We start from the raw sequence: 24,533 nt of genomic DNA on the forward strand, positions 1-24,533 counted from the left end.
GCTAGCGCACCCAGCCCGTGATGCTCTGTCCGGTGGTGCGGGTCTTCCCCGTCGTACGCGGCTGCGTGCCGCCGTCGACCGCGGCCGACACGGCCCGCACCAGCCACGCGTTGACCGACAGGCCCTCGCGGCTCGCGGCCTCCTCGGCGCGCGCCTTGAGGTGGGCCGGCAGACGCAGATTGACCCGGGCGGTGCCGCCCTCGTCGCCGTCCGCGGGCGCCTGCGCCTTGAGCGGTTCGACGGGCGCGACGGTCGCTTCCGCGGGGCCGCCGGCGGGCGGCAGCGTCACCACGAAGTCGGGGTCGAGCCCGCGCAGCCGTACGTCGACCGAGCCGGGGGCGAGCTCGCGGGTGATCTCGTCCATCGCGGCGGAGAGCACATTGAGCATGGTCAGACGAGTCGCCGACTCCAGAGGAGCGGTGAGCCGCTCGGCCAGCTCGCGTGCATCGTCCCCGCCGGCTTCGGCGGCCACCGCGAGTTCGCGGCGAAGGGTGTCGACATACGGGGTGAGATCCATGACGTTATAGTGGCACCACTATGGCGCCATGCGCAAGTCCGGATGGCACCTTCTAGGGTGCAGACCCAGACGCAGCTGCTCTGACCTGCGGAAACATGAAGGGGTCAACTTGAGTGACTCCGGCGCCAAGCGCGCTCCTGCGCTTTTCGGGAGCATGGAATGGCGCCAGATGGCACTAGATGGCACTAGATGGCACCGAGCGGCATCATCTGGCACCATGTGATGCCACCCGGCGCCATGTGATGCCACCCAATGTCGCAAAGGGGGCCCGCCCCCCGCCCGTCGCGTGAAGTCGCCGGACCTCGCGCGAGATCGCCAGTCTCCATCCGAGGCAGCCGGACTTCACGCGCGATTGCCGCAGCTCAGGCGGCGTCATGGGCCGTCATACGAGAGGCCGGGGCGGCGTACGAGGACGCGGGTGCGCCTACGAGGATGCGGGCTCCCCGGCGAGATGACGCCCCGTCGTACGAGGAGGCGGGCCCCAGTGCGGAAGCGGCCCCAGTACGAGAAAGCGGCCCCCATGACGAGAGAGCAGGCCGGAGGCGTCTCGTCAGCCCCCGTCGCCTCCGGTGCCGCGCTGCGGTCCCGCCCCAGAGCTCCGGTCAGGTCGTGATGCCCGCCGCCGGCACGCTGTCCTGGCCCCCCAGGGCCGCCGCCGCCGCACCCACGAGTCCCGCGTCCGTGCCCATCGACGCGGGCGTCACGGTGAGGCCTTGGACGAAGGACAGCGTGGCGTAGTCGGAAAGGGCCCTGCGCAGGGGCATGAAGAGGACCTCGCCCGCCTTGCCCACTCCCCCGCCGATGACCGCGATGTCGATCTCCACCAGCGTGGCGGTCGCGGCGATTCCCGCGGCCAGTGCCTGCGCGGCCCGCTCGAAGGAGGCCGCGGCCACCGGATCCCCCTCCTGCGCGGCGGCGGCCACCGCGGCGGCCGAGGTGTCGCCGTCCGGGCCCGGCCGCCAGCCGCCCTCCAGGGCGCGGCGGGCGATGTTCGGTCCGCTCGCGATGCGTTCCACACAGCCGCGCGAACCGCAGGGGCACGGATCGCCGTCCAGGTCGACGCTGATGTGCCCGATGTGGCCCGCGTTGCCGGTCGGGCCCGGGTACAGCCGCCCGCCCAGGACGAGGCCGCCGCCGACGCCCGTCGACACCACCATGCAGAGCGCGTTGTCATGACCCTGGGCGGCGCCCTGCCAGTGCTCGGCGGCCGTGATGGCCACGCCGTCGCCGATCAGCTCGACGGGCAGGCCGCCCGTCGCCTCGCGGACCCGCTCGACGAGCGGATATCCGCGCCACCCCGGTACGTTGACGGGGCTCACCGTGCCCGCGGAGGCGTCCACGGGGCCCGCGCTGCCGATCCCAATGGCACGCGCCCTGCACCAGAGCGGGGAGAGTGCCAGCTCCGCGATGACGTCCGCCACGGCGCCCATCACCGTGTCGCCGTCCTCCTGCGCGGGCGTCGCGCGCTGCGCGCGCAGCAGGATCCGGCCGTGGCTGTCCACCAGTGCTCCGGCGATCTTGGTGCCGCCGATGTCGAGCGCGGCCACGAGGTCGGTGTGCATCAGTGTCGGATCTCCCAAGGCTTGAGTCGTACCGGAGTCGTGCCGGACCGGACGCACTGCGACGATCACCGCCGGGTCCGGGCCTCCGGCCGGGGTACGGGCAGGAGGCGCCCCTGGAGGGAAGGCGCAGGCCGGAGATTGCGGTGGACAGTCTCTCCCGCATCTGACAACGTTGTCCAGGCTCTATGCTCGACGCCACATCCTCATACGACCCCATGGACTGCCCCAGCCCCGTGGACGACAGGACAGGACAGCGCATCGTGCCCGAGACCGCCCGCCGAGGAGACCGCGTCTCCGGAACCCGCTACGGCAATCGTCCGACGATGAAGGACGTGGCAGCACGAGCCGGAGTAGGCCTGAAGACGGTCTCGCGTGTGGTCAACGGCGAGCCCGGGGTCACCCCGGACACCGAGCGCCGGGTCCAGGAGGCCATCGAGTCACTGGGCTTCCGTCGCAACGACAGCGCGCGGGTCCTGCGCAAGGGGCGTACCGCGAGCATCGGCCTGGTCCTCGAGGATCTCGCGGACCCGTTCTACGGACCGCTGAGCCGCGCGGTCGAGGAGGTCGCCCGTGCCCACGGTGCTCTGCTGATCAACGGGTCGAGTGCCGAGGATCCGGAGCGCGAGCAGGAGTTGGTGCTGGCGTTGTGCGCGCGCCGGGTGGACGGGCTGGTGATCATTCCGGCCGGTGACGACCACCGCTATCTGGAGCCCGAGCTCAAGGCGGGCGTGGCCACGGTGTTCGTGGACCGCCCGGCCGGGCGGATCGACGCGGACGTGGTGGTGTCGGACAGTTTCGGCGGCGCCCGGGACGGCGCGGCCCATCTCATCGCGCACGGCCACCGGCGGATCGGCTTCATCGGTGACATGCCCCGCATCCACACCGCGGCGGAGCGGCTGCGCGGCTACCGGACCGCCATGGAGGACGCGGGGATACCCGTCGAGCGCGCCTGGATGTCCCTCGGCGTCACCACCCCCGAGCGGGTGCGTCGGGCTGCCGAGGAGATGCTCTCCGGCCCTGCCCCCGTCACCGCGATCTTCGCCGGCAACAACCGGGTGACGGTCACCGTCGTGCGCGTCCTGGCCGAGCACGACCGTCCGGTCGCCCTCGTCGGCTTCGACGACTTCGAGCTGGCCGATCTCCTCAAGCCCGGCGTCACGGTCGTCGCCCAGGACGCCGCCGCCCTGGGCCGCACGGCCGCCGAGCGGCTCTTCCGCCAGCTCGACGGCTCGCTCGTCGCTCCGGAGCGCATCGAGCTCCCGACCCGCCTGATCACCCGCGGCTCGGGCGAACTCCCGCCCGCGGATTGACGGGCGGCGCGCGGGCGACGGGCATCGCGCCCTCGCAAGACCGGTGCCACGAGAGCGGACGCGCGGGCCCGACGCCCCGAAAGCGGGCGCGCGGGGCCGGCCCGCCCGGCAGGCCCGTGCCGTCGCACCCCCCGCCCCGGCGCGGACCTACTGGGCCTACGCCGTCAAATCGCCCCGTCGCGGCCTCGCGAAGCCCTCCAGATCCGCTCGGGTCAGACCGCTCGCCCGGGCGACCTCGTCCGCATCGAGCGCGCCGCAGTCCAGCCCGCGCAGCAGATAGCCGCTCAGTGCCTTCGCGGTCGCCGGCTCGTCCATGATGTCGCCGCCGGTCCGGCCCGCGTACCGGGCCAGGCGCGCCGCGGCCTGCTCGAAGCCCTCGCGGTAGAAGGCGAAGACGGCCGCGTACCGGGTCGGGAGGTGACCGGGATGCATGTCCCAGCCCTGGTAGTAGGCGCGGGCCAGGGCCCGCCGGGTGAGCCCGTAGTGCAGCCGCCACGCCTCGTGGACCTTCTCGGCCGGGCCGACCGGAAGGACGTTGGTGGAGCCGTCGCAGACGCGTACTCCGGTGCCGGCTGCCGCGACCTGCATGACGGCCTTGGCGTGGTCGGCGGCCGGGTGGTCGCTGGACTGGTACGCGGCGGACACCCCGAGACAGGCGCTGTAGTCGAAGGTGCCGTAGTGCAGTCCGGTGGCACGCCCCCGGGCGGCCTGGATCATGCGCGCGACGGTCGCCGTGCCGTCGGCGGCGAGGATGGCCTGGCTGGTCTCGATCTGGATCTCGAACCCGATGCGGCCGGGCTCCAGCCCATGCGCCTTCTCGAACTCCTCCAGCAACCGCACCATGGCCGTGACCTGCCCGGGGTAGGTGACCTTGGGCAGGGTGAGCACGAGACCCCGCGGCAGTCCGCCGGCCTCCATCAGGCCCGTCAGGAAGATGTCGAGCGTGCGGATGCCCCGGTCACGCACCGGCGCCTCCATGCACTTCATACGGATGCCTGTGTACGGGGCCGCCGTTCCCTTGTGGCAGGCCTGTGCGATCAGGCGTGCCGCGCGGGCGGCCGCCTGGTCCTCCTCGGTGTCCGGCCGCGATCCGTAGCCGTCCTCGAAGTCGACGCGCAGGTCCTCGACCGGTTCGCGCTCCAGCTTCGCGCGTACGCGGTCATGGACGGGCTCGGCGAGATCGTCCGGGAGGCCGAGCACGGCGGCCAGGGAGGCGGCGTCCGGGGCGTGTTCGTCGAGGGCGGCGAGCGCCGCCGCGCCCCAGGAGTGGAGGGTGTCGGCGGCGAAGGCGTCCCCCGGAACGTAGACCGTGTGGACGGGCTGGCGCGTGCCGGGATCACCGGGGTAGAGGCGCTCCAACTCGGCGTCGACCGGGGCGAGAGAGGCACCGATCTCCTCGCTGACGGCACCCGCGAGGGTCGTCGCCACCCGCTCCTGCTGGCCCTGGCCCATCCCACACCCTCCCGCTTTCCGCTTCACGGAATCAACAATCCGTAGAGCGAAGCTATCCGTGGCTGTTGTCGCGGGTCAACACCTTCCGGATGCACGAGGCGCTCCTGTGCTTCCGTGAGCAACACTCCCCGACTTCGCACTGCTCGCGTCCCTCACGTGCGGGTCTGTCACACTACGGGCGCAGGGCTCGTCCGGCACCCGCCCCAGAAGGAGCCTCCCGTGCCCCATCTCCGCCGCATCACGCGCCGTCTGGGCCTCAAGACCGCCGTGGCGACCGCGGTCACCCTGCCCGTGTCCGGTGCGGCACGGTCACCGCAGCGCGTCTCGACTCCGGGCCGGCGCGAGCGGCATCTGGAGGTCATGTCGTTCAACCTGCGGTACGCGAGCGATACCGAGCCCCACAGCTGGGCGGTCCGCCGCCCGGCGACGCGCGCGCTGCTGCGTCGCGAACGGCCGCATGTCATCGGCACCCAGGAGGGCCTGTACGCCCAGGTGCGCGACATCGCGGCCGACCTCGGTGCGCAGTACGCCTGGCTCGGCACCGGCCGTGCGGGCGGCAGCCGTGACGAGTTCGTGGCCGTCTTCTACGACACGCGCCGGCTGACCCCGGTGGAGTACGACCACTTCTGGCTCTCCGACACGCCCGATGTGATCGGCTCGAACACCTGGGGCGGCGCCTGTATCCGCATGGCCACCTGGGTCCGCTTCCGCGACGCGCGGCCCCCTGGGCGGGAGTTCTACGTCCTCAACACCCACCTGGACAACAAGAGCCAGTACGCACGCGCGCGTGCCGTGTCCCTCATCGCCGACCGCATCGCCGGACTCGACCGCGCCCTGCCGCTCGTGGTGACGGGCGACTTCAACGTGGCCGCTCACAAGAACCCCGTCTACGACACCCTGCTCGACGCCGGTCTCGTGGACACCTGGGACACGGCTGCCGAGCGCACGGCGCCGTACGGCACGTTCCACGGCTACCGTCCGCCGAGGCCGTACGGCGATCGCATCGACTGGATCCTGGCCACGCCCGGCGTGACCGCGCACTGGGCCTGCGTCAACACCTTCGCTCCGGACGGGCGGTTCCCGAGCGACCATCTGCCGGTGCAGGCGTCCCTGACCCTGGCATGAACGAGGCCCCCGGGACCGCACGGCGGCGGTCCCGGGGGCCTCGTACCCGCGAAGTCGCTCAGCCCTTGCGGGCCTTGATCTCCTCGGTCAGCTGCGGGACGACCGCGAACAGGTCGCCGACCACGCCGTAGTCGACCAGGTCGAAGATCGGGGCCTCGGCGTCCTTGTTGATCGCCACGATCGTCTTCGAGGTCTGCATACCGGCGCGGTGCTGGATCGCACCGGAGATACCGGAGGCGATGTACAGCTGCGGCGACACGCTCTTGCCGGTCTGGCCGACCTGGTTGGTGTGCGGGTACCAGCCGGCGTCGACGGCGGCACGCGAGGCACCGACGGCCGCGCCGAGGGAGTCGGCGAGCGCCTCGATGATCGCGAAGTTCTCCGCGCCGTTGACACCACGGCCGCCGGAGACCACGATCGCGGCCTCGGTCAGCTCGGGGCGGCCCGTCGACTCGCGCGGCGTGCGGCCGGTGACCTTGGTGCCGGTCGCCTGGTCGGAGAACGTCACCGCCAGCTCCTCGACGCCACCGGCGGCCGGGGCGGCCTCCACGGCGGCCGAGTTCGGCTTGACCGTGATGACCGGGGCGCCCTTGGAGACACGGGACTTGGTGGTGAAGGAGGCGGCGAACACCGACTGGGTGGCCACCGGGCCCTCGTCGCCGGCCTCCAGGTCGATGGCGTCGGTGATGATGCCGGAGCCGATGCGCAGCGCGAGACGGGCGGCGATCTCCTTGCCCTCCGCGGAGGACGGGACCAGGACGGCGGCCGGGGACACCTGCTCGTAGGCGGCCTGCAGCGCGTCCACCTTCGGCACGACCAGGTAGTCGGCGTACTCGGACGCGTCGTGGGTGAGTACCTTCACCGCACCGTGCTCGGCGAGCGCGGCGGCCGTGTCGGCGGCGCCGTTGCCAAGGGCGACGGCGACCGGCTCGCCGATGCGCCGGGCCAGCGTCAGCAGCTCCAGGGTGGGCTTGCGGACGGCGCCGTCCACGTGGTCGACGTAGACGAGAACTTCAGCCATGGGAATGGATCTCCTAGCGGATTACGAAGTCTTCAGGGGCGGTCGGGCTGGGGAGCCTTAAATGAACTTCTGGCTCGCGAGGAACTCAGCGAGCTGCTTGCCGCCCTCGCCCTCGTCCTTGACGATGGTGCCCGCGGTGCGCGCCGGGCGCTCGGCGACGGCCTCGACCGCGGTCCAGGCGTTCTCCAGACCGACCTCGTCGGCCTCGATGTCCAGGTCCGAGAGGTCCCAGGACTCCACCGGCTTCTTCTTGGCCGCCATGATGCCCTTGAAGGACGGGTAGCGCGCCTCGCCCGACTGGTCGGTCACCGACACAACGGCGGGCAGGGACGCCTTCAGCCGCTCCGAGGCGGCGTCGCCGTCACGGCGGCCCGTCACGGTGCCGTCCTCGACGGACACCTCGGACAGCAGCGTCACCTGCGGCACGCCCAGGCGCTCGGCCAGCAGCGCCGGTACGACACCCATGGTGCCGTCGGTGGAGGCCATGCCGGAGATCACCAGGTCGTAGCCGGCCTTCTCGATGGCCTTGGCCAGCACCAGCGAGGTGCCGATGGCGTCGGTGCCGTGCAGGTCGTCGTCCTCGACGTGGATCGCCTGGTCGGCGCCCATCGACAGGGCCTTGCGCAGCGCGTCCTTGGCGTCCTCCGGGCCCACGGTCAGCACGGTGACCTTGGCGTCGTCGGCGTTCTCCGCGATCTGCAGCGCCTGCTCGACGGCGTACTCGTCCAGCTCGGAGAGCAGACCGTCCACGTCGTCCCGGTCGACGGTCAGGTCATCGGCGAAGTGCCGGTCGCCGGTGGCGTCGGGCACGTACTTCACAGTGACAACGATCCTCAAGCTCACGCCGGCTCTCCTACTGCATCGTCTCTTCTGGGCTGCCTTCTTGCAGGCAGCATAGGCGCCTGAAGCGGCCGATCCCGGTCGGGGCGACCCGCGCTCCGAACGAAATATTACTCGCCAGTACATCCACTCCATGCCCGCTAAGCAAGCGCTTTGAACTGTGACCTGGACAACGCTGCGTAACCGGTCGGCAGCTTCCGTCACGCAGCCCGTTGAAGCGTCCCTGTCGGTACGACAGCGGACATCCGATGCCGGACGGGGCGCCGTGGACGACCTCGGCCGACTCCAGGCGGTGGTCGCCGGCGGGCACCCGTGCCACCACTCGGCAGACCTGCACGCCGACCCCGGAGACGGCGGGCCATTCCCGCCGCGGAACCGTCCCACTGCCGCACGGTCCCCAGCACCCCGGCCGTCCAGGCCGGACGAGCGTCAGACGGCCTCGCCGAGGGCCGCGATCACGTCCGCCGTGCGGGGCTGTCCCGCCGCCCGCCGCACGATGCGCCCACCCGCGTCCAGGACGAGCACGGTCGGCGTCTTGAGGATGCCGAGCGCGCGGACGAGTTCGAGTCGTTGCTCGGCGTCGATCTCCACATGAGCGACCCCAGGCACCATCCCGGCGACCTCCGTGAGGATGCGCCGTGTGGCCCGGCAGGGGGCGCAGAAGGCGCTGGAGAACTGGACCAGCGTCGCCCGCTCGCCGAGCCCCTGGCCCAACTCGGCCGCCCCGAGCCGCCGTCCGTCCTCCCGCCCGCGCACGCTCACTCTCCCGCTCCGCCGCCGGTGCGGCACTCCGTCGACGCCGGCCGGGGCAAGCACAGCCACACGTCACATGTCACGCGTCCAGTCATTCTCCGGTGCAGCGTCCGCTGGACCGCAAAGATTCCCGCGCTCCGTGCCGCCGTCTTGCCGACCGTCTTGTTCGGGTACGCCTCGGACGCAAGCCGTATCCGCCGCACGGAGCACGGCGGCCGACAAGGCTGTGACCCTACGAAAAGCCCACCACGGGCCATACACCCGACGTGATGAGGATCTCGCCGCGCGCGGGCCCCAGAGCTGGCCCCACGTCCGTTCTTGGGGCACGATCTGCGAGACGCCGTAAACCTACGGCTGCGTAACTTCCGCCGGGGGTCCCTTCCCAGGCCGAGAGAAGGGTCCGCCCCGCCCATGGCCGAGCTCGTCTACCGTCCCGTCATCGGTGTCGCCCTCACGATGTTCAAGGCATGGGACCTGAAGATCGACTGCAAGGGCTCGGAGAACATCCCACGCTCGGGCGGTGCGGTGCTGGTGAGCAATCACATCAGCTATCTGGACTTCATCTTCAACGGCCTGGCGGCCCTGCCGCAGAAGCGCCTGGTCCGCTTCATGGCCAAGGAGTCCGTCTTCCGGCACAGAATCTCCGGCCCGCTGATGCGCGCCATGAAGCACATCCCGGTGGACCGCAAGCAGGGCGAGGCGGCCTATGCGCACGCGCTGGACTCGCTGCGGTCGGGCGAGGTCGTCGGCGTCTTCCCCGAGGCGACGATCTCCGAGTCGTTCACCCTGAAGGGCTTCAAGTCGGGCGCGGTGCGGCTGGCCCAGGACGCGGGCGTCCCGCTCGTCCCGATGGCCCTCTGGGGCACTCAGCGCCTGTGGACCAAGGGCCACCCGCGCAACTTCAAGCGCAGCCACACCCCGGTCACCATCCGGGTCGGCGAAGCGATCGAAGCCTCGCGGGACTCGTACGCGGGCGTACTCACCCGCCAGCTGCGCGAGCGCGTCCAGGAGCTGCTGGAGGCCGCCCAGCGCGCCTACCCCGGGCGCCCCAAAGGACCTGAGGACACCTGGTGGATGCCGGCCCACCTCGGCGGCACGGCCCCGACCGCGGAGGAACTGCGCGCCGCCGCGGCGCACTGAGCCGGATCAGGCGGGGGCGCGCATCGTGATCCGCGCCCCGGGGCTGAACTTCTCCAGCAGTTCGGCCAGTTCGGCACCGGCCCGCTCCACGTCGGCCACCGGCATCGGGGCCAGGCTCTCCAGCAGGAAGACAGCGGAGGTCGACTCCTCGGTCAGCCGGGTGCGGGGCCCCTGGCGCCAGTTCCAGCGGCGGCAGGTCACACCCGCCTCGTCACACCAGACCACCTCGCCCGCCTCCGGGTGCTCGACGGCCCCCTCGCCGCCCGCGACGGTCACGAACTCCTCGTCGCCCATGGCCCTGACGAGGCGCATGGCGCCCTGAACGAGAGCGAGGTCCTCGCCGCCGACCGGAATCAGATGCGCCACACTGATCGCGTTGTAGACGTCGACGAGCACATTGATCCTGGGCAGACCGGCGTCCGACAGGGCCCGTCTGGCGAGCGCCTCGGCCGAATTGCGGGTGCGGGACGGCTTGGCGCCGAAGGCCGTGTACAGCGTGCGCCAGGCCGCCATGTGCGGATCCTCGTGCGGGGCACGCCCGTCCAGGCGTACGGCGAGACGGCGGACCGCGTCGTCGAGCAGCGCCGACGTTCCCTCGGTGCTGGGTCCGTTGACGAGTCCATGGGCCTCGATCGCGACGTGCGTGAAGCCGGGCGCGAGGGCGCGCACCGTGTCGGACACGGTCAGGGTGAGAGTCATCGGTGCCTCAGAGTGCGGTGGGGAGCGTCTTCCAGAGGGCCGGCCGGTCGGGTGCGGCCTTGAGAGGCGTCCAGCACGGCCGGGCAAGGTTCACTATATAGTTCGGGGTAGTCCATCTCATTGGACTTCTCGTCGGGGATCCAGGCCAGGCGCTCACCGTCCAGGGAGAACCGGGCATCCACCCCCGGCTTGTTTCCGCGGGGATCCTGCCGGTGCCAGGCGCCGTGGAACCGCACGGCGGCCAGTCCGTGCACGAAGTGACCACGGCCGTCGTCGTCCAGCAGTCGCTGGTAGCACAGCGCCGTCGGGATGCCCTCGGCGCGCAGCAGCGCGGCCAGGGCGTGCGCCTTGGCGTGACAGATGCCGGTGCGCTCCCGCAGGGTGTCGGAGGCGCGCCAGGTGACGCGCAGGTCGCCGCTGTCGGCGGAGTGCGGGATGCCGTCGCGTACGAACCCAAAGGCGGCTTGCGCATAGGCATACGAGTCCGCGACCTGCCCGGCCAGATGCACGGCCGTTTCGCGCACCACCGGATGATGGTGGTCGATGACGTCATCCGCGATCAAGTAGGCGGACAGGTCCGGCGCTTGCTGGATCAGCTCCATGTTTTCGGAGCATAGGAATGCGGCCGACCGACGGTCAATGACTTTTCGATCAGCCGCATACCTATGTACCAAGCGGGGCGACGCCCGACACTAGCGCGCCATCTCCTCCTTCAGCGCCGCCAGGAACCGGTCCACGTCGTCCTCGGTCGTGTCGAAGGCGCACATCCAGCGCACCACACCGGCGGCCTCGTCCCAGAAGTAGAACCGGAACCGCTGCTGCAGGCGCTCGCTCACGTCGTGCGGGAGTCTGGCGAAGACGCCGTTGGCCTGTACCGGGTAGAGGATCTCCACCCCGTGCACGGACCGCACGCCCTCCGCGAGCCGTTGCGCCATCTCGTTGGCGTGGCGGGCGTTGCGCAGCCACAGGTCCTTGGCGAACAGGGCCTCCAGTTGCACCGACACGAAGCGCATCTTCGACGCGAGCTGCATGGACAGCTTGCGCAGATGCTTCATATGACTGACGGCGTCCTGGTTGATCACGACGACCGCCTCGCCGAACATTGCGCCGTTCTTCGTGCCGCCGAGGGAGAGGATGTCGACGCCGACCGCATTGGTGAACGTCCGCATCGGCACGTCCAGGGAGGCGGCCGCGTTGGCGATCCGGGAGCCGTCCAGGTGCACCTTCATACCGCGTGCGTGGGCGTGCTCGCAGATCGCGCGGATCTCGTCCGGCGTGTAGAGGGTGCCCAGTTCGGTGCTCTGGGTGATCGAGACGACCTGCGGCATCGCGCGGTGCTCGTCCTCCCAGCCGTACGCCTGCCGGTCGATCAGCTCAGGCGTGAGCTTGCCGTCGGGCGTGGGCACGGTGAGCAGCTTCAGACCGCCCATGCGCTCGGGGGCGCCGCCCTCGTCCACGTTGATGTGCGCGCTCTCCGCGCAGATCACCGCACCCCAGCGGTCGGTGACCGCCTGGAGCGCGACGACGTTCGCGCCGGTGCCGTTGAACACCGGGAACGCCTCGGCCGTGGAGCCGAAATGACTGCGGATGATCCGCTGGAGGTTCTCGGTGTAGACGTCCTCGCCATACGCGACCTGGTGCCCGCCGTTGGCCACGGCCAGGGCGGCGAGCACCTCCGGGTGGGCCCCGGCGTAGTTGTCACTGGCGAAACCGCGAACCTCCGGGTCGTGACGGCGACGCGCGTCGGTCTTGGGAGGGTTCACCGCTTCTCGGTCAGCCACAGACGTTTTCCGTTCACTTCCGCAGCGGGCTCGTTCCAGACGCCGGCGATGGCCTCGGCCAGGTCCTTGACGTCCGTGAAGCCCGCGAACTTCGCGTTGGGGCGCTCCGCACGCATCGCGTCGTGCACCAACGCCTTCACCACCAGGATCGCAGCCGCCGACGTCGGCCCCGCCTCGCCCCCGGCCTTGCGGAAGTAGTCGGCCATGGCCAGCGTCCACGCCTCGGCGGCGGCCTTGGCGGCGGCGTAGGCGGCGTTGCCCGCGGTGGGCTTGCTCGCGCCCTCGGCGCTGATCAGGACGTACCGGCCGCGGTCGCTGCGCTGCAGCGCCTCGTGGAACGCGAGGGACGTGTGCTGCACGGTACGGACGAGCAGCAGTTCGAGGAAGTCCCAGTCGTCGAGGCTGGTCTTGGTGAAGGTCTCGCTGCCGCGCCAGCCGCCGACCAGGTGCACCAGCCCGTCGACGCGCCCGAAGTCCTTCTCGATGTGGGTGGCCCAGTCCCGGGTGGACTGCAGGTCGAGCAGGTCCACCGTGTCCCCGGTGACGGTGGCGCCGCCGAGCGCGTAGCGGGCCGCGTCGACCGCCTCCGCGAGCCGCTCGGGGTCGTTGTCCGAGGCGATGACGGTCGCTCCCGCCTCGGCCAGCCGCAGCAGCGTCGCCCGGCCGGCGGCTCCGCCCGCACCGGCCACCGCGATCACCGCGCCACTGAGTGGTCCATTCCCGTTCCGCATGGTCCTCGCCTCCCGAACAGCATCCGCTGCATCAGCCGTACCCACGGCGCGGGCGCTCACGCGGCGACTCGCTCGGCGGTTTCCGCGGTGATGCCCTTGGTGGAGGCGATCACGTTCTTGAGCTTCTTCTGGAGCGCCTCATAGAACATGCTCAGGGGAAACTCGTCCGGAAGCACGTCGTCCACGAGCTTGCGCGGCGGCTGGGTCAGGTCGAGGGCCTCGGGGCCCTTGGCCCACGTGGAGCCCGGGTGCGGGGCGAGGTAGGTGGAGACCAGCTCGTAGGCGGCGAACCAGTGCACGAGCTTCGGGCGGTCGATGCCGTCCCGGTACAGCGTCTCGATCTCGGCGCACAGCTGGTTGGTGATCTGCGGCGCACGCTGCCAGTCGATGGAGAGCTTGTTGTCGGTCCAGCGCACCACGTCGTGCTGGTGCAGGTAGGCGAAGAGCAGCTGGCCGCCGAGGCCGTCGTAGTTGCGGACCCGCTCACCGGTGACCGGGAAGCGGAACATACGGTCGAAGAGCACCGCGTACTGCACGTCACGGCCCTGCGGGAAGCCGTCGGCCTCCAGCTCCACGGCCTCCTTGAAGGCGGTGAGGTCGCAGCGCAGTTCCTCCAGGCCGTACATCCAGAACGGCTGGCGCTGCTTGATCATGAACGGGTCGAACGGCAGGTCACCATGGCTGTGGGTGCGGTCGTGAACCATGTCCCAGAGGACGAACGCCTGCTGGCAACGCCCCTGGTCGTGCACCATCGCGGCGATGTCCTCGGGCAGTTCGAGGCCCAGGATGTCGACGGCCGCCGCCGTGACCCGGCGGAAGCGCGCGGCCTCGCGGTCGCAGAAGATACCGCCCCAGGAGAACCGTTCCGGCGCCTCGCGCACGGCGATGGTCTCCGGGAAGAGGACGGCCGAGTTGGTGTCGTAGCCGGCGGTGAAGCCCTCGAAGGTGATGCCGCAGAACAGCGGGTTGTCGTAGCGCGTGGCCTCCAGCTCGGCGAGCCACTGTGGCCACACCATGCGCAGGACGACCGCTTCGAGATTGCGGTCGGGGTTGCCGTTCTGCGTGTACATCGGGAAGACGACCAGGTGCTGGAGGCCGTCCTGGCGGTCGGCGGCGGGCTGGAAGGCCAGCAGCGAGTCCAGGAAGTCGGGGACCTGGAAGCCTCCGTCGGCCCACCGGCGCAGGTCCTTGACGAGCGCCTCGTGGTAGGCGGCGTCGTGCGGCAGCAGCGACGAGAGTTCCTCGACGGCCCGCACCACTTCCCGCACGGCCTCGTCGACGGTGGCGCGCTCGGGTGCACCCTCGGCGGCGAAGTCGATCGAGCCGTCCTTGGCCTGCCATGGCCGGATCCGCTCCACGGCATCCCTGAGCACGGGCCAAGCCGGGTGGTCCACCACCTTGCCCTGCGGAGGAATCTTCTCCTCCGAACCCACCTGCACAAGAATTTCCGTCATGACCCATCCTTCACGGGAGAACCTCAAGTAGGGACACCGTATGCGGGGAGTGTTTCTTCCAGCAAGAGGACAGTCAGGAAATTATCCTGCTCACACCCGCCCTCGCCGCTCTTTTTCCTGCCGGAAACCAAAGTCCGCGTGACATCCAGCAGACGTCGCGCCGAGCGCTCGGAGGCCGGGACCTCGCGCGGGCAACCGTATGATTTCGGCCACCTCGGGGGGACGGAGGGTTCCGGCGAGCAGCCGGGGGCGAGGGTCAATGGCGGCATGACGCGCCCACCAAGGGGTGACACCCAGCCGGCCCTACGGATCCGGTTTCGCACCGTGCCGTACGCTCGTTGCTCCGTGTAGGAGCGGGTTCACCGCGCACCCGGGCCACTAGGCTGCGCCCTGCCGCGACGGTGCGGGAACGCCTCGCGGCAGCCGAGCCGCCGTCGACGGAAGCGAGTTGAACCTTGAACTTCCTCACCATCGGTCACCGCGGAGTCATGGGTGTCGAACCCGAGAACACGCTCCGGTCCTTTGTCGCCGCCGAACGCGCGGGCCTCGACCTGATCGAGCTCGATCTGCATCTGAGCAAGGACGGCGCTCTCGTGATCATGCACGACGCCGAAGTGGACCGTACGACCGACGGCACCGGGCCGATCACCGAGAAGACCGTCACCGAACTGCGCGCGCTCGACGCGGGCCGCGGTGAGCGGGTCCCCGTCTTCGAGGAGGTCCTGGACGCGGTGCGGACGCCGCTCCAGGCGGAGATCAAGGACGTGGCGGCGGCGCGGGCGCTGGCCGAGGTGATGCACCGGCGGGACCTCGTCGGCCGGGTCGAGGTGTCGTCGTTCCACGCCGAGGCGATCACCGAGATCGCCCGGCTGGTACCCGGCGTACGCACCGCGCTGATCGCCAGCCGCTACGGCACCGACGTGGTGGAGCACGCCGTCGCGGCGGGTGCGCGCACGGTCTGCCTCAACGTCCGCCGGCTGACCCTGGAGGTCGTCGAGCACGCCCGCAAGGCGGACCTGAGGGTCATCGCCTGGGTCGTGAACACCCTGGACCACCTGCGGCTCGTCCGCGCCCTGGAACTGGACGGCGCGACCACGGACTACCCGGAGATCAAGCGCACCGGCCGCTTCACCGCCTGAGGGCCGCGGTCGTACGGCAGCGGCCCGACCCGTACGACCGCCCGCCGTACGGCTTCCGCTGTCGCCGTATGCCCGGCGCGCACGTCGCGCCGGGCGCCGCGCCGGAGGTCAGACCAGCGGCTTGACCAGCAGCTCGAACTGGAGGTCGTCGCGCTGCGGGATGCCGAAGCGCTCGTCGCCGTACGGGAACGGGCTCATCTGCCCCGTACGGCGGTAGCCGCGCCGTTCGTACCAGGCGATGAGGTCGTCCCGGACGGAGATCACGGTCATCTGCATCTCCGTGACGCCCCAGTCCGCGCGGGCCGTGCGCTCCGCCTCGGCGATCACCGTCTTGCCGAGACCCTCGCCCTGGAGCGCGGGGCTGACCGCGAACATGCCGAAGTAGGCCGTCTCCCCACGGTGTTCGAGCTGGCAGCAGGCGACGATCACACCGTCGCGCTCGACCGTGAGCAGCCGGCTGCCGGGCGCCTTGATGACCGCGAGCACACCCTCCGGGTCGGTCCGCCGGCCTTCCAGGATGTCCGCCTCGGTCGTCCATCCGGCCCGGCTGGCGTCGCCGCGGTACGCCGACTCGATCAGCGCGACCAGCGCGTCCACGTCGCCTTCGGCGGCGTCACGGAAGGTCAGACCGGTCGTGGCGGTGGCGGCGCTGACGCTGTTCATGGGCTGCTTCTCCGATCAGTGGCGCGGCGCGGGCACCGATGAGCGTAACGCTCCCGCTAGGCTCCGTTTGTATGGTCCACGTACTGAACAGCCGCGTTCTCCTGCGCCCCACCGACCCTGAGCACTCCCGTGCGTTCTACGGCGAGAAGCTCGGGCTCGCGGTCTACCGGGAGTTCGGTACGGGACCCGAGCGAGGTGTCGTGTACTTCCTCGGCGGTGGCTTCCTGGAGGTCGCCGGCCGCGGTGAGGCACCGCCCTCCCCCGCGCTGAAGCTGTGGCTGCAGGTGCAGGACGTCACGGCCGTGCACGAGGAGCTGACCGGCGCCGGTGTCGAGATCGTGCGGCCCCCCGTCAAGGAGCCGTGGGGGCTGATCGAGATGTGGATCGCAGATCCGGACGGCACCCAGATCGTGCTCGTGGAGATCCCGGCCGACCATCCGCTGCGCCACCGCCCCGGGATCTGATGCCGCCGACCGGGCGGGGACATAGCCTGCTGAGGGGGACGCGCGTCACGGGAGGACCCCATGAAGCTCGAGAAACCGGTGGCCGGCGGACCCTGCTGGGCGGAACTGGGAACCAGCGATCTGGAGGCGGCCAAGCGGTTCTACACCGAGTTGTTCGGCTGGCGTCCGGAGACGGACGTGCGGCCGGAGGCGGGCGGATACACGGTCGCCCGCCTCGGTGACGCGCCGGTCGCGGCCCTCGCCCCGCTGCACCAGCAGGCGCAGCCGGTCGCCTGGAACGTGGCGTTCTCGGTGGACGACGCCGATGCGGCGGCGGAGGCGGTGCGGGAGGCCGGGGGCACGGTGATCCTGGGGCCCATGGACGTGTACGACGCGGGCCGTTTCACGGTCGCCCGCGATCCGGGCGGCGCGGCCTTCCAGATGTGGCAGCCACGGGCTTTCGCCGGTGCGGGGCTGTTCAACGCGCCGGGTGCCCTCGGCTGGGTGGAGTTGCTGACCCGCGTCCCGGACCGGGTGACCGACTTCTACACGACGGTGTTCGGCTGGACCGTGAACGCCTCCGCGTACTACAGCCAGTGGGGCGTCGAGGGCGCCGACTTCGGCGGCATGATGACCATGGGCGACCGGTTCCCGCCCGAGGTGCCGTCGCACTGGCTGCCGTACTTCGCGGTCGAGGACGCGGACGCCATGGCGTCCGTCGCGACGGAGGCGGGCGGAAGCGTCCTCATGGAACCGACATCGATGCCGGGCGGCCGGCGCATCGCCGTCCTGAAGGATCCGCACGGCGCGGTGTTCGGCGTGTACGCGGCCGGCCACGAGGGCTGAGAGCTCCGGACGAGGGGCCGCCCGCCCCTGGGTGTGGGCGCCCGACCCGCCCGGTCGGCGCCGCGCGAGCGGTGCGGCCGGCCGGGCGCTACGTCCGTGCCCGGCGCGGCCCGTCGGTGCGGGCCCAGCCGCGCGGCGCGCCGAGCCGTCCCTCCAGTTGGATCAGCAACCCTCCGAGCAGAGAGGCGAGTTGCGACTGCTCCGGGCCGTCGAGGCCGGACAGGACCGCCGTCTCGTACGCGAGCTGCTCGGGCAGGACGGCGTCGACCAGGTCGCGGCCCGCCTCGGTGAGGCGGACATGGGCGACACGGCGGTCCCGGGTGTCGCCGCGCCGCTCGACCAGGCCGCGTTCGGTGAGCTGCTTGAGGCGTTTGGTGACGGCGGCGCCGGAGGAGAACGTCTCGCGGGCGATCTCACCGGGGGTCAGCTCATGGCCCGTGCGGCGCAGCGTGCCGAGGACGTCGAACTCGGGCCGGGTGAGCCCGGCGCGGCGCAGCGGCGCGTCCTCGGCCTGCTGGAGCAGGGCGGCGCAGCGGTTGACACGGCCGATGATCTCCATGGGACCGGTGTCGATGTCGGGGCGCACGGCGTGCCACTGGCGCACGACGGCGGCGACGGTGTCGCTCGCACGGTCACGCCCGGCCGCGTCTGCGTCCAGGGGCTTGCGCCGCACCGCACCGGAACCGGAATGGGCACCCGTATCCGCATCCGCATCCGCATCCGCACCCACGGCTTTCCGTCCGCCCGCGCCCTCACCGTCCGCGGCGGCCTCCCGTCCGTTCGCTGCCGTCATGTCCGTGCGCCTTCCTGGGTGTGCAGTCCCTGCCGTCGTACCGTCGCCGCGAGCGTACGGTGTCCGGCCTGTTCGGCCCGCAACACCCGCTCCTCCGGCAGGGCGCGCTGCCACCATTCGCCGGCCGCAGCGTCGGCCGCGGCACGCAGGTCCACCACCGCGGCGGCCAGGCCGCGGCGCGCGGCCTCCAGAGCGCCCGGCTCGGGACGCTCCGCGGCCGCTACACCGGCCGCGCGCACCCGGGCCGACTCCAGTGCGGCGAGCGCGTGCTCGACGCGATCGCCGGCGCGCCGGTTGGTGACGGCGACCGCGGCGCCGAAGCCGAGGAGTGCTCCTACGAGCGTGTCCAGTACCCGGTCGGCCATCAGCGCGCCGGGCTCCTGGTAGTGGGCGAACTCGGTGATGAGCAGGGCCATCGGAGTCACGCAGACGCTGCCGAGCCAGTAGTTGCGGCTGATCAGCGCCTCGGCGCCGAAGTTGAGGGCGAGGCCGCACAGTACGAGAGACAGTCGGCTCACGTGGGCGAGCGGCGCGATCGCGGCGAACAGCAGGACACCGGCCAGGTTGCCGACGACGCGCTGGATGCCGCGGTTCCAGGTGAGGGTGACGTTGGTCTGGTAGAGCGAGGCGGCGGTGACCAGCGCCCAGTACGGGCGGCCCACACCGAACGCGAGCGACGCGTATCCGGCGAGGGCGCAGCCGAGCGCGGTGCGCAGGGCGAGGGGGCCCAGCGGGCCGAGCCTGCGGAGCAGCGGGCGCGCCGGGGTGTCGAGTTCGGCCTCGACACCGAGAAGTTCGTCGGCGGCCTCGCCGAGGCCGTCCGGCTGCGGCACCGGCCCCGTGCCCCGCAGGTCACGGGCCCAGCCCCGCAGCCGCTCGGGGTCGCTGTCGGCGGGCGCCGCGAGCGCGACCTCGGCACGGACGACGAGCCGCTCCAGGGCGCGCCGCGGCGCCGAACGGGCCCCGGTCGACAGCAGCGACTGCCACGCGGTGTGCACGGCGGCTGCCGCGCCGGCCCGGGCGGCGGCCGTACCGGTCTCGGTGAACGCGGCGGCGGCGCTGAGCGCGTGGGCGGTGGCCCGGCGCTCGGGTCCGTGGGGCCGCAGCAGGCCGGGGGCCATGCAGACGGTCCAGGACCAGGCGCCCGCCGCGGCGGCGAGGGCGAGATGGCCGGGCACCTGGCCGAGCGCCTGTGGGGCGAACAGGGACGCCGAGCTGATGAAGGTGAAGATCACATTTCCCGGCGGCCCGATCCGGGTCGCGTCGCACAGCGCCTTCTGTACGGCCGCGAGCAGGGCCCCGACGGTCACGAGCAGCACCGCGTTCGTGGTGAGCGAGGAGGTGAGCAGGGCGACGGCGAGTCCGCCGAGCATGCCGAGGACGACCAGGGCGAGGGTGCGGGCGCGGGCCGCGTAGGGGCGGCTGTGCCCGTACAGGGCGCAGAGCGCGCCCGCCATGGCGTAGACCGCGAGGTCGAGGCGGCCGAGGGCAAGCAGGGCCAGGTTCGGCGGGGCGACCGCGGCGACCACGCTCAGCGCGGGCTTGAACCAGATCTCCGACGGCCTGCCGAGGCGCAGGATGCCGGACAGGGGAAGCGGGCGCACACGGGAGGTTCTGGGGGTCGCACTGCTCATACCCAGAAGGTTAGCAGGTGTTTTACTAGTAAAACATATGCGCGCCGGAGCCCCGACCTGCACCGCGTCCCGCACGCTCCCCCGGCGTACCCCTGTGCGCTCGCTTGCGCACCCTCAGTGACGGGCATGCCCCCAGCGTCCGGCGCGGAGTCGAACGGGGAGGTGCGCGGTGCACGGACCGGCGTCGCCCGGCTGGCTGCTCGTCGCGCTGTGTGCGGCGACCGGGGCCTACTGTCTGCTGCGCATGCGCAGCACCGTCGAGGAGCAGCGCCGGGCCGCGGGAGGCGAGGCGTTGATGGGGTTCGGCATGGCGGTGATGGCCGTGCCCGCGGCGGTCGCGGTACCACCGCGGGGGGTCTGGATCGCCTACGTCCTCGTCTTCGGCGGGGCCGCTCTGCAGGCCCTGTGGGCGGCCCGGACGAGCACCCATCATCTGCACCACCTGGTGGGGGCCGCAGCGATGGCCTACATGGCGGCGGCGATGGCGGCCTCGCCCGGGCACCACGGACACGGCGGCATACCCCCGCTGACCGAGGCGCTCCTGCTCTACTTCGCGGTCTACGTGCTGTGGTCGGGGGTGCGGCTGGTGCCGGTCGCCGGGGTGGCCACGGCCGGGGGTGCGCGCCCGGTGGGCTGGGGTGACCGCCCCGAACTCGCCCGTGCGTGCCGACTGTCCATGGCCATCGCGATGCTGGCGATGCTCCTGACGCTCTGAAGCACTCCGCAACGCGCCGCGCGGGCGCACCGGCCCCCGCAAGGGCCGGCCCAACCACGCCGTGGCGTACGTCACTTTGCCGCGAGAGTACGTATCCCGTGACGCGGCCCGGCTCTTAAGCTTCGCCCATGATGGTCCCCGCAGCACTGTTGCTGCTCGGCGCCCTGACCGCCGTGCTCGCCCCGCGGCTGCTCGCCCGGGCGGACTGGCCGGACCGGGAGCCGGTGGTCGCCCTGTGGGTGTGGCAGTGCGTGGTGGCGGCCGTACTGGTGTGCTGCGCGCTGTCGATGACCCTCAGCGCGGCCGCGGCCTGGGCCGCCGTGCGCGGCCACATGTTCGCCTCCGCACCGCACGGCGTCATGGACGCCTATGCGCTGGGCGCCGGAGGCCCGTGGGCCGCGACGACCGCCGTGGCGCTGGCGTGCGGCGGGGTGTGGAGCGCGGCGATGCTGGTGCGGGAGGTCGTGCGGGCACAGGCGCGCCGTCGGCGCAGCCGGGCCGAACTGCTCGTGCGTGCCCCGCAGTTGCCCGGCGAGGAGCCCGGCAGCGACCGGCTGGTGGTCCTGGAGGGGGAGCGCCCGGACGCCTGGTGGCTGCCCGGGGCGACACCCCGGCTGGTCATCACCACGGCCGCGTTGCGCCGGCTCAAGGGTGGGCAGCTGGACGCGGTGCTCGCCCATGAACAGGGTCACGCACGGGCCCGGCACGACTGGCTGCTGCACTCCTCGGCCGCACTGGCCTACGGGTTTCCGCAGGTGCCGGTTTTCGCCGCGTTCCGCGACGAGATGTACCGGCTGGTCGAACTCGCCGCCGACGACATGGCGTCGCGCCGCCACGGCCGCCTCACCACCGCGCTCGCGCTGGTGGAACTCAACGAGGACCGGGGCGTGTTCGGGCCCTGCGCAACCCCGCAGGCCCATGTGCCCCAGCGCGTCCACCGTCTCCTGACTCCCCCGGACCGGCTGCCGGCCGCGCACCGGCTCAGGCTCACGGCGACCGCGGCGCTGGTCCCGGCTATTCCGGTGCTGGTGGCGCTCGTCCCGGGGCTGCGGGCCCTCGGGTAGCCACCGGCCGCCCCAGCCGTGCGCCGGCCCGGGTTGACCCGGAGCCCCCTCGCGTCGGCGAGGATCGCCGTATGCCTCTCGCCCCCGTCGCATCCCCTTCCCGCCCGCCGAGTGCGCGGGTCGCCGCTCTCGTCGCCGCCCCCTTGGCCGTCGCATCGGGGGTGCTGACCGTCTTGGTCGCCGCGTCCTGGCATCCGCTGATGGCGCTCGACCGCAGCCTGGCCCGCACCGCGCACCGGTGGGCGACCGGCCACCAGGGGCTCACCCGGGTCTCACGCGTCCTGACGGACTGGGTGTGGGACCCGACGACCCTGCGCATCCTGTGCGCGGCCGCCGTGGGCCGGCTGCTGTGGCGGCACCGGGCGAAGCGGCTCGCGCTGTGGGTGGCGGCCACCTGTGCGCTGGAAGCACTGGTGCAGAGCGCCCTCAAGGCAGCCGTCGGCCGGGCCCGCCCCGTATGGCCCGACCCCGTCGACTCCGCCCACAACGGGGCCTTCCCGTCCGGCCATGCCATGACCGCGACGGTGGTGTGCGGCCTGCTGCTGTGGCTTCTGCACCGGTACGACGTCCCGCGCCCCCTGTGGCGTACGGCGCTGGCGACGGCCGTGGTCGCCGTCGTGGGGGTCGGGCTGACCCGTGTCTGGCTGGGCGTGCACTGGCCGTCGGACGTGGTGGGCGGCTGGCTGCTCGGGGCCCTGCTGGTCGCGCTGGCGGTGGCGTCGTACGGTCGGTGGCAGAAGCCCGCGCAGCAGCGCCCCGCTCCGCCGCAGAGCGGCCCTTGACCCCGTGCGGACCGGTCACGAAGGATCGGCTCCATGGCCATCAAAGGTGTGCTCTTCGATTTCTCCGGAACCCTTTTCCGTATCGAGTCGACGGAGTCGTGGCTGCGCGCCACGGTGACGGAAGCCGGACTGACCCTGCCGGAGGCGGAGTTGGTCCGCGCGGCCGAGTTGCTGGAGTCTGCGGGCGCGCTGGCCGGCGGAGCCTTACCCGCGGCTCCCCTGCCGGACGCCCTGGCCACGCTGTGGGCGGCCCGGGACCGCAGCGCCGAGGCGCACCGGGCCGCGTACACCGCCCTGTCACGTCAGGTGCCGCTGCCCGACCCACATCTCCATGACGCCCTGTACGACCGCCATATGACGCCTGCCGCCTGGCGGCCCTACCCCGACACCGCCGAGGTGCTCGGCGCACTGCGGGAGCGGGGCGTGGCCGTCGGCGTGGTCAGCAACATCGGCTGGGATCTGCGCCCGGTCTTCCGCGAGCACGGCATCGCCCCGTACGTGGACACCTATGTGCTGTCGTACGAACACGAGATCCAGAAGCCGGACACCCGGCTGTTCGCCCTCGCCTGCGACGCTCTCGGGGTCGCTCCGCGGCACGCGCTGATGGTGGGGGACGACCGCCGCGCGGACGGCGGCGCGGCGGATCTCGGCTGCCCGGTGCACTTCGTCGACCACCGCCCGGTGGCCGAGCGCCCGGACGGGCTCCGTCCCGTGCTGGACCTGGTCTGAGCGCGGCCGTCCGGCCGCGCTCAGCTCTGGTAGCCCTCGACCTGCGACGCCGGGCGGACCTGGGCCTCGTCCGGGTTCTCGCCGAACTCGGACTTGGCGCGGCGCTGGCGCAGCAGGTCCCAGCACTGGTCGAGCGCGCGTTCCAGTTCGGTGAGTCGTTCGTGCTCCGTCGCGCTGTCGATCCGGCCGGACTGGAACGCGTCACGCAGGCCGCGCTCCTCGTCCACCATCGCCGTGATCCGGGTCAGGATCTGCTCTTGGTTCATGTGTGTATGCCTCCTCTGGGACTCGTGCCCACTCTAGGGACAGTTGTACGCCACTGCGACACCCGCCCCCCAGGCTGCGAAGACCGGGGTGTGCGGGAGCGGGGCGTGAGGCGGGACGCGCGTCTCGGCGTACGTCCCACCGGTCACGGATGTAGGGGTGCGCGCACAAGGGCAGCGGTGCCCGCCCTGGACCATCCCCCGTGTGGCCCAGGGCAGACGCCACCCCGTCCCGGCCCGCCGAGGGCACGGTCTGGATGCGCTGAGTATAGTTGGCTGGCAGCCAGTCAACGCAGGAGTCCAGGATGTCCCCGCGCAGCGCCTCGGTCAATGAAGAATTGCGGCGGCGTTCCCGTGAGCGGCTTCTCCAGGCCGCGGTCGAACTGGTCAGCGAGCGCGGCTACGACGCGACGACGCTCGGCGACATCGCCGACCGCGCCGGTTCCGCCCGGGGCCTGGTGTCGTACTACTTCCCCGGCAAACGACAGCTCCTCCAGTCCGCCGTGCACCGGCTGATGCACCGCACCCTCGAGGAGGCCCTGGAAGGCGAGCCGCGCACCGAGGACGGCCGGGAGCGGATGGCGCGGGCCATCGACGCGGTCCTGGGGCTGACAGTCCATCACACTGTGCTGATGCGCCACCACATGGCGGGAATCCTGCAAGCGGAGGGGTTTGTGCAATGCCCCGAGCAGCAGCGGCTGGCGGAGCTGTTGCGGGACACGGTCACCCGGCACGGGTCGAAGGACCCCGACGTCGATTACCCCACGCTGCGGGCCCTGTTGATGGGCGCCGTCTACTCGGCTCTCGTGCCCGGCGCGCCGATGCCGCTGCCGATACTGCGGGGCGAGCTGTTCCAACGGTACGGACTCGACTGGCGGATGGGGACCATGCCGGACACCGAGGGCGTGCGCGAGCCGCACGACCAGGACCTGTCGCGGTTCTTCGCCACGGAGAGCCACCACCCGGAAAGGAACGGCCAGGACGGCTAGTTCCGTACTTCGCGGGTAGCTCGTTCAGGTTTCTGGCCAGCGGGGATGTGTTGGTTCCAGGCCGAGGAGGTCGAGGAGATGGAGCTGG

The 24,533-nt window shown here is 71.8% G+C and carries 25 protein-coding genes and 1 pseudogene; 11 read left to right on the forward strand and 15 right to left on the reverse strand.

The window, feature by feature from the left end; all coding sequences use genetic code 11:
* Position 1: 1 nt before the first annotated feature.
* Positions 2-517 carry a toxin-antitoxin system HicB family antitoxin gene (locus ACWD5Q_RS18870; RefSeq protein WP_451428135.1) on the reverse strand — a complete coding sequence of 172 codons (516 nt, stop codon included), beginning with the start codon at positions 515-517 and terminating at the stop codon, positions 2-4.
* Between the two features lie 602 nt (positions 518-1,119).
* Positions 1,120-2,079 carry an ROK family protein gene (locus tag ACWD5Q_RS18875; RefSeq protein ID WP_451428164.1) on the reverse strand — a complete coding sequence of 320 codons (960 nt, stop codon included), beginning with the start codon at positions 2,077-2,079 and terminating at the stop codon, positions 1,120-1,122.
* A gap of 215 nt (positions 2,080-2,294) precedes the next feature.
* Between ACWD5Q_RS18875 and ACWD5Q_RS18880 the strand changes: the two genes are divergently transcribed.
* Positions 2,295-3,389 (forward strand): LacI family DNA-binding transcriptional regulator, encoded by a 1,095-nt coding sequence (locus ACWD5Q_RS18880; RefSeq protein ID WP_451428165.1) that lies wholly within the window; start codon positions 2,295-2,297, stop codon positions 3,387-3,389.
* Positions 3,390-3,545: 156 nt separating this feature from the next.
* Here the strand turns inward: ACWD5Q_RS18880 and ACWD5Q_RS18885 are convergent, their stop codons facing one another.
* Positions 3,546-4,841 carry a DUF6986 family protein gene (locus ACWD5Q_RS18885; protein ID WP_451428136.1) on the reverse strand — a complete coding sequence of 432 codons (1,296 nt, stop codon included), beginning with the start codon at positions 4,839-4,841 and terminating at the stop codon, positions 3,546-3,548.
* Between the two features lie 219 nt (positions 4,842-5,060).
* Here ACWD5Q_RS18885 and ACWD5Q_RS18890 point away from each other — a divergent pair, with 219 nt between their 5' ends.
* Positions 5,061-5,966 (forward strand): endonuclease/exonuclease/phosphatase family protein, encoded by a 906-nt coding sequence (locus tag ACWD5Q_RS18890; RefSeq protein ID WP_451428137.1) that lies wholly within the window; start codon positions 5,061-5,063, stop codon positions 5,964-5,966.
* Between the two features lie 58 nt (positions 5,967-6,024).
* Here the strand turns inward: ACWD5Q_RS18890 and ACWD5Q_RS18895 are convergent, their stop codons facing one another.
* The 3 genes from ACWD5Q_RS18895 to ACWD5Q_RS18905 all read right to left on the reverse strand — a co-directional run bounded on the left by ACWD5Q_RS18895 (position 6,025) and on the right by ACWD5Q_RS18905 (position 8,649).
* Positions 6,025-6,987, reverse strand: a complete 963-nt coding sequence (locus tag ACWD5Q_RS18895) for an electron transfer flavoprotein subunit alpha/FixB family protein (protein ID WP_451428138.1) — start codon at positions 6,985-6,987, stop codon at positions 6,025-6,027.
* Between the two features lie 57 nt (positions 6,988-7,044).
* Entirely contained in the window at positions 7,045-7,830 is a 786-nt protein-coding gene (locus ACWD5Q_RS18900; RefSeq protein ID WP_451428139.1) for an electron transfer flavoprotein subunit beta/FixA family protein, read from the reverse strand.
* Positions 7,831-8,256: 426 nt separating this feature from the next.
* Positions 8,257-8,649, reverse strand: coding sequence for a TlpA family protein disulfide reductase (locus ACWD5Q_RS18905; RefSeq protein ID WP_451428140.1), 393 nt, complete (start codon positions 8,647-8,649; stop codon positions 8,257-8,259).
* Positions 8,650-8,991: 342 nt separating this feature from the next.
* On the opposite strand from ACWD5Q_RS18905, the gene ACWD5Q_RS18910 reads away from it, so the two are divergent.
* A complete protein-coding gene (locus ACWD5Q_RS18910; protein WP_451428141.1) occupies positions 8,992-9,720 on the forward strand; it encodes a lysophospholipid acyltransferase family protein in 729 nt (242 codons plus the stop codon).
* 6 nt (positions 9,721-9,726) lie between these two features.
* Here the strand turns inward: ACWD5Q_RS18910 and ACWD5Q_RS18915 are convergent, their stop codons facing one another.
* The 5 genes and pseudogenes from ACWD5Q_RS18915 to ACWD5Q_RS18935 form a co-directional block, all read right to left on the reverse strand.
* Positions 9,727-10,419 carry a B3/B4 domain-containing protein gene (locus tag ACWD5Q_RS18915; RefSeq protein ID WP_451428142.1) on the reverse strand — a complete coding sequence of 231 codons (693 nt, stop codon included), beginning with the start codon at positions 10,417-10,419 and terminating at the stop codon, positions 9,727-9,729.
* A 7-nt stretch (positions 10,420-10,426) separates the two neighbouring features.
* Positions 10,427-11,021, reverse strand: a pseudogene (locus ACWD5Q_RS18920) (transglutaminase domain-containing protein).
* 90 nt (positions 11,022-11,111) lie between these two features.
* Positions 11,112-12,182 carry a threonine aldolase family protein gene (locus ACWD5Q_RS18925; protein ID WP_451428143.1) on the reverse strand — a complete coding sequence of 357 codons (1,071 nt, stop codon included), beginning with the start codon at positions 12,180-12,182 and terminating at the stop codon, positions 11,112-11,114.
* The gene (locus ACWD5Q_RS18930; RefSeq protein WP_451428144.1) at positions 12,179-12,931 is read right to left on the reverse strand and encodes an SDR family NAD(P)-dependent oxidoreductase; all 753 of its coding nucleotides are present in this window, start codon (positions 12,929-12,931) and stop codon (positions 12,179-12,181) included. The genes ACWD5Q_RS18925 and ACWD5Q_RS18930 overlap by 4 nt, the downstream gene beginning before the upstream one ends.
* A gap of 56 nt (positions 12,932-12,987) precedes the next feature.
* Entirely contained in the window at positions 12,988-14,385 is a 1,398-nt protein-coding gene (locus ACWD5Q_RS18935) for a DUF6421 family protein (protein ID WP_451428145.1), read from the reverse strand.
* A gap of 455 nt (positions 14,386-14,840) precedes the next feature.
* On the opposite strand from ACWD5Q_RS18935, the gene ACWD5Q_RS18940 reads away from it, so the two are divergent.
* Positions 14,841-15,524: a glycerophosphodiester phosphodiesterase gene (locus tag ACWD5Q_RS18940; RefSeq protein ID WP_451428146.1), complete on the forward strand. Its 684-nt coding sequence runs from the start codon at positions 14,841-14,843 to the stop codon at positions 15,522-15,524.
* 108 nt (positions 15,525-15,632) lie between these two features.
* On the opposite strand, the gene ACWD5Q_RS18945 is transcribed toward ACWD5Q_RS18940, so the two are convergent.
* The gene (locus ACWD5Q_RS18945) at positions 15,633-16,187 is read right to left on the reverse strand and encodes a GNAT family N-acetyltransferase (protein ID WP_451428147.1); all 555 of its coding nucleotides are present in this window, start codon (positions 16,185-16,187) and stop codon (positions 15,633-15,635) included.
* A 71-nt stretch (positions 16,188-16,258) separates the two neighbouring features.
* Here ACWD5Q_RS18945 and ACWD5Q_RS18950 point away from each other — a divergent pair, with 71 nt between their 5' ends.
* Positions 16,259-16,651: a VOC family protein gene (locus ACWD5Q_RS18950; protein ID WP_451428148.1), complete on the forward strand. Its 393-nt coding sequence runs from the start codon at positions 16,259-16,261 to the stop codon at positions 16,649-16,651.
* 60 nt (positions 16,652-16,711) lie between these two features.
* Positions 16,712-17,476: a VOC family protein gene (locus ACWD5Q_RS18955; RefSeq protein WP_451428149.1), complete on the forward strand. Its 765-nt coding sequence runs from the start codon at positions 16,712-16,714 to the stop codon at positions 17,474-17,476.
* An 88-nt stretch (positions 17,477-17,564) separates the two neighbouring features.
* Here ACWD5Q_RS18955 and ACWD5Q_RS18960 read toward each other — a convergent pair whose 3' ends face one another.
* Positions 17,565-18,269: a MarR family winged helix-turn-helix transcriptional regulator gene (locus ACWD5Q_RS18960; protein WP_451428150.1), complete on the reverse strand. Its 705-nt coding sequence runs from the start codon at positions 18,267-18,269 to the stop codon at positions 17,565-17,567.
* Positions 18,266-19,903, reverse strand: a complete 1,638-nt coding sequence (locus ACWD5Q_RS18965) for an FUSC family protein (protein WP_451428151.1) — start codon at positions 19,901-19,903, stop codon at positions 18,266-18,268. Before ACWD5Q_RS18965 ends, ACWD5Q_RS18960 begins: the two co-directional genes overlap by 4 nt.
* Before the next feature lie 169 nt (positions 19,904-20,072).
* Between ACWD5Q_RS18965 and ACWD5Q_RS18970 the strand changes: the two genes are divergently transcribed.
* The 4 genes from ACWD5Q_RS18970 (at position 20,073) to ACWD5Q_RS18985 (ending at position 23,193) form a co-directional block, all read left to right on the forward strand.
* Positions 20,073-20,618, forward strand: a complete 546-nt coding sequence (locus ACWD5Q_RS18970) for a DUF5134 domain-containing protein (protein ID WP_451428152.1) — start codon at positions 20,073-20,075, stop codon at positions 20,616-20,618.
* A 128-nt stretch (positions 20,619-20,746) separates the two neighbouring features.
* On the forward strand, positions 20,747-21,682 hold the full coding sequence (locus ACWD5Q_RS18975) for a M56 family metallopeptidase (protein ID WP_451428153.1): 936 nt from the start codon (positions 20,747-20,749) through the stop codon (positions 21,680-21,682).
* A gap of 71 nt (positions 21,683-21,753) precedes the next feature.
* Positions 21,754-22,464: a phosphatase PAP2 family protein gene (locus ACWD5Q_RS18980; RefSeq protein ID WP_451428154.1), complete on the forward strand. Its 711-nt coding sequence runs from the start codon at positions 21,754-21,756 to the stop codon at positions 22,462-22,464.
* A gap of 33 nt (positions 22,465-22,497) precedes the next feature.
* Entirely contained in the window at positions 22,498-23,193 is a 696-nt protein-coding gene (locus tag ACWD5Q_RS18985) for an HAD family hydrolase (protein WP_451428155.1), read from the forward strand.
* A gap of 20 nt (positions 23,194-23,213) precedes the next feature.
* Here the strand turns inward: ACWD5Q_RS18985 and ACWD5Q_RS18990 are convergent, their stop codons facing one another.
* Positions 23,214-23,459 (reverse strand): DUF2630 family protein, encoded by a 246-nt coding sequence (locus ACWD5Q_RS18990; protein ID WP_451428156.1) that lies wholly within the window; start codon positions 23,457-23,459, stop codon positions 23,214-23,216.
* A gap of 302 nt (positions 23,460-23,761) precedes the next feature.
* Between ACWD5Q_RS18990 and ACWD5Q_RS18995 the strand changes: the two genes are divergently transcribed.
* Complete coding sequence (locus ACWD5Q_RS18995; protein WP_451428157.1) at positions 23,762-24,445, forward strand: TetR/AcrR family transcriptional regulator; 684 nt, start codon at positions 23,762-23,764, stop codon at positions 24,443-24,445.
* The last annotated feature ends 88 nt before the right edge of the window (positions 24,446-24,533 follow it).

This window comes from Streptomyces sp. NPDC002513, assembly GCF_053595355.1.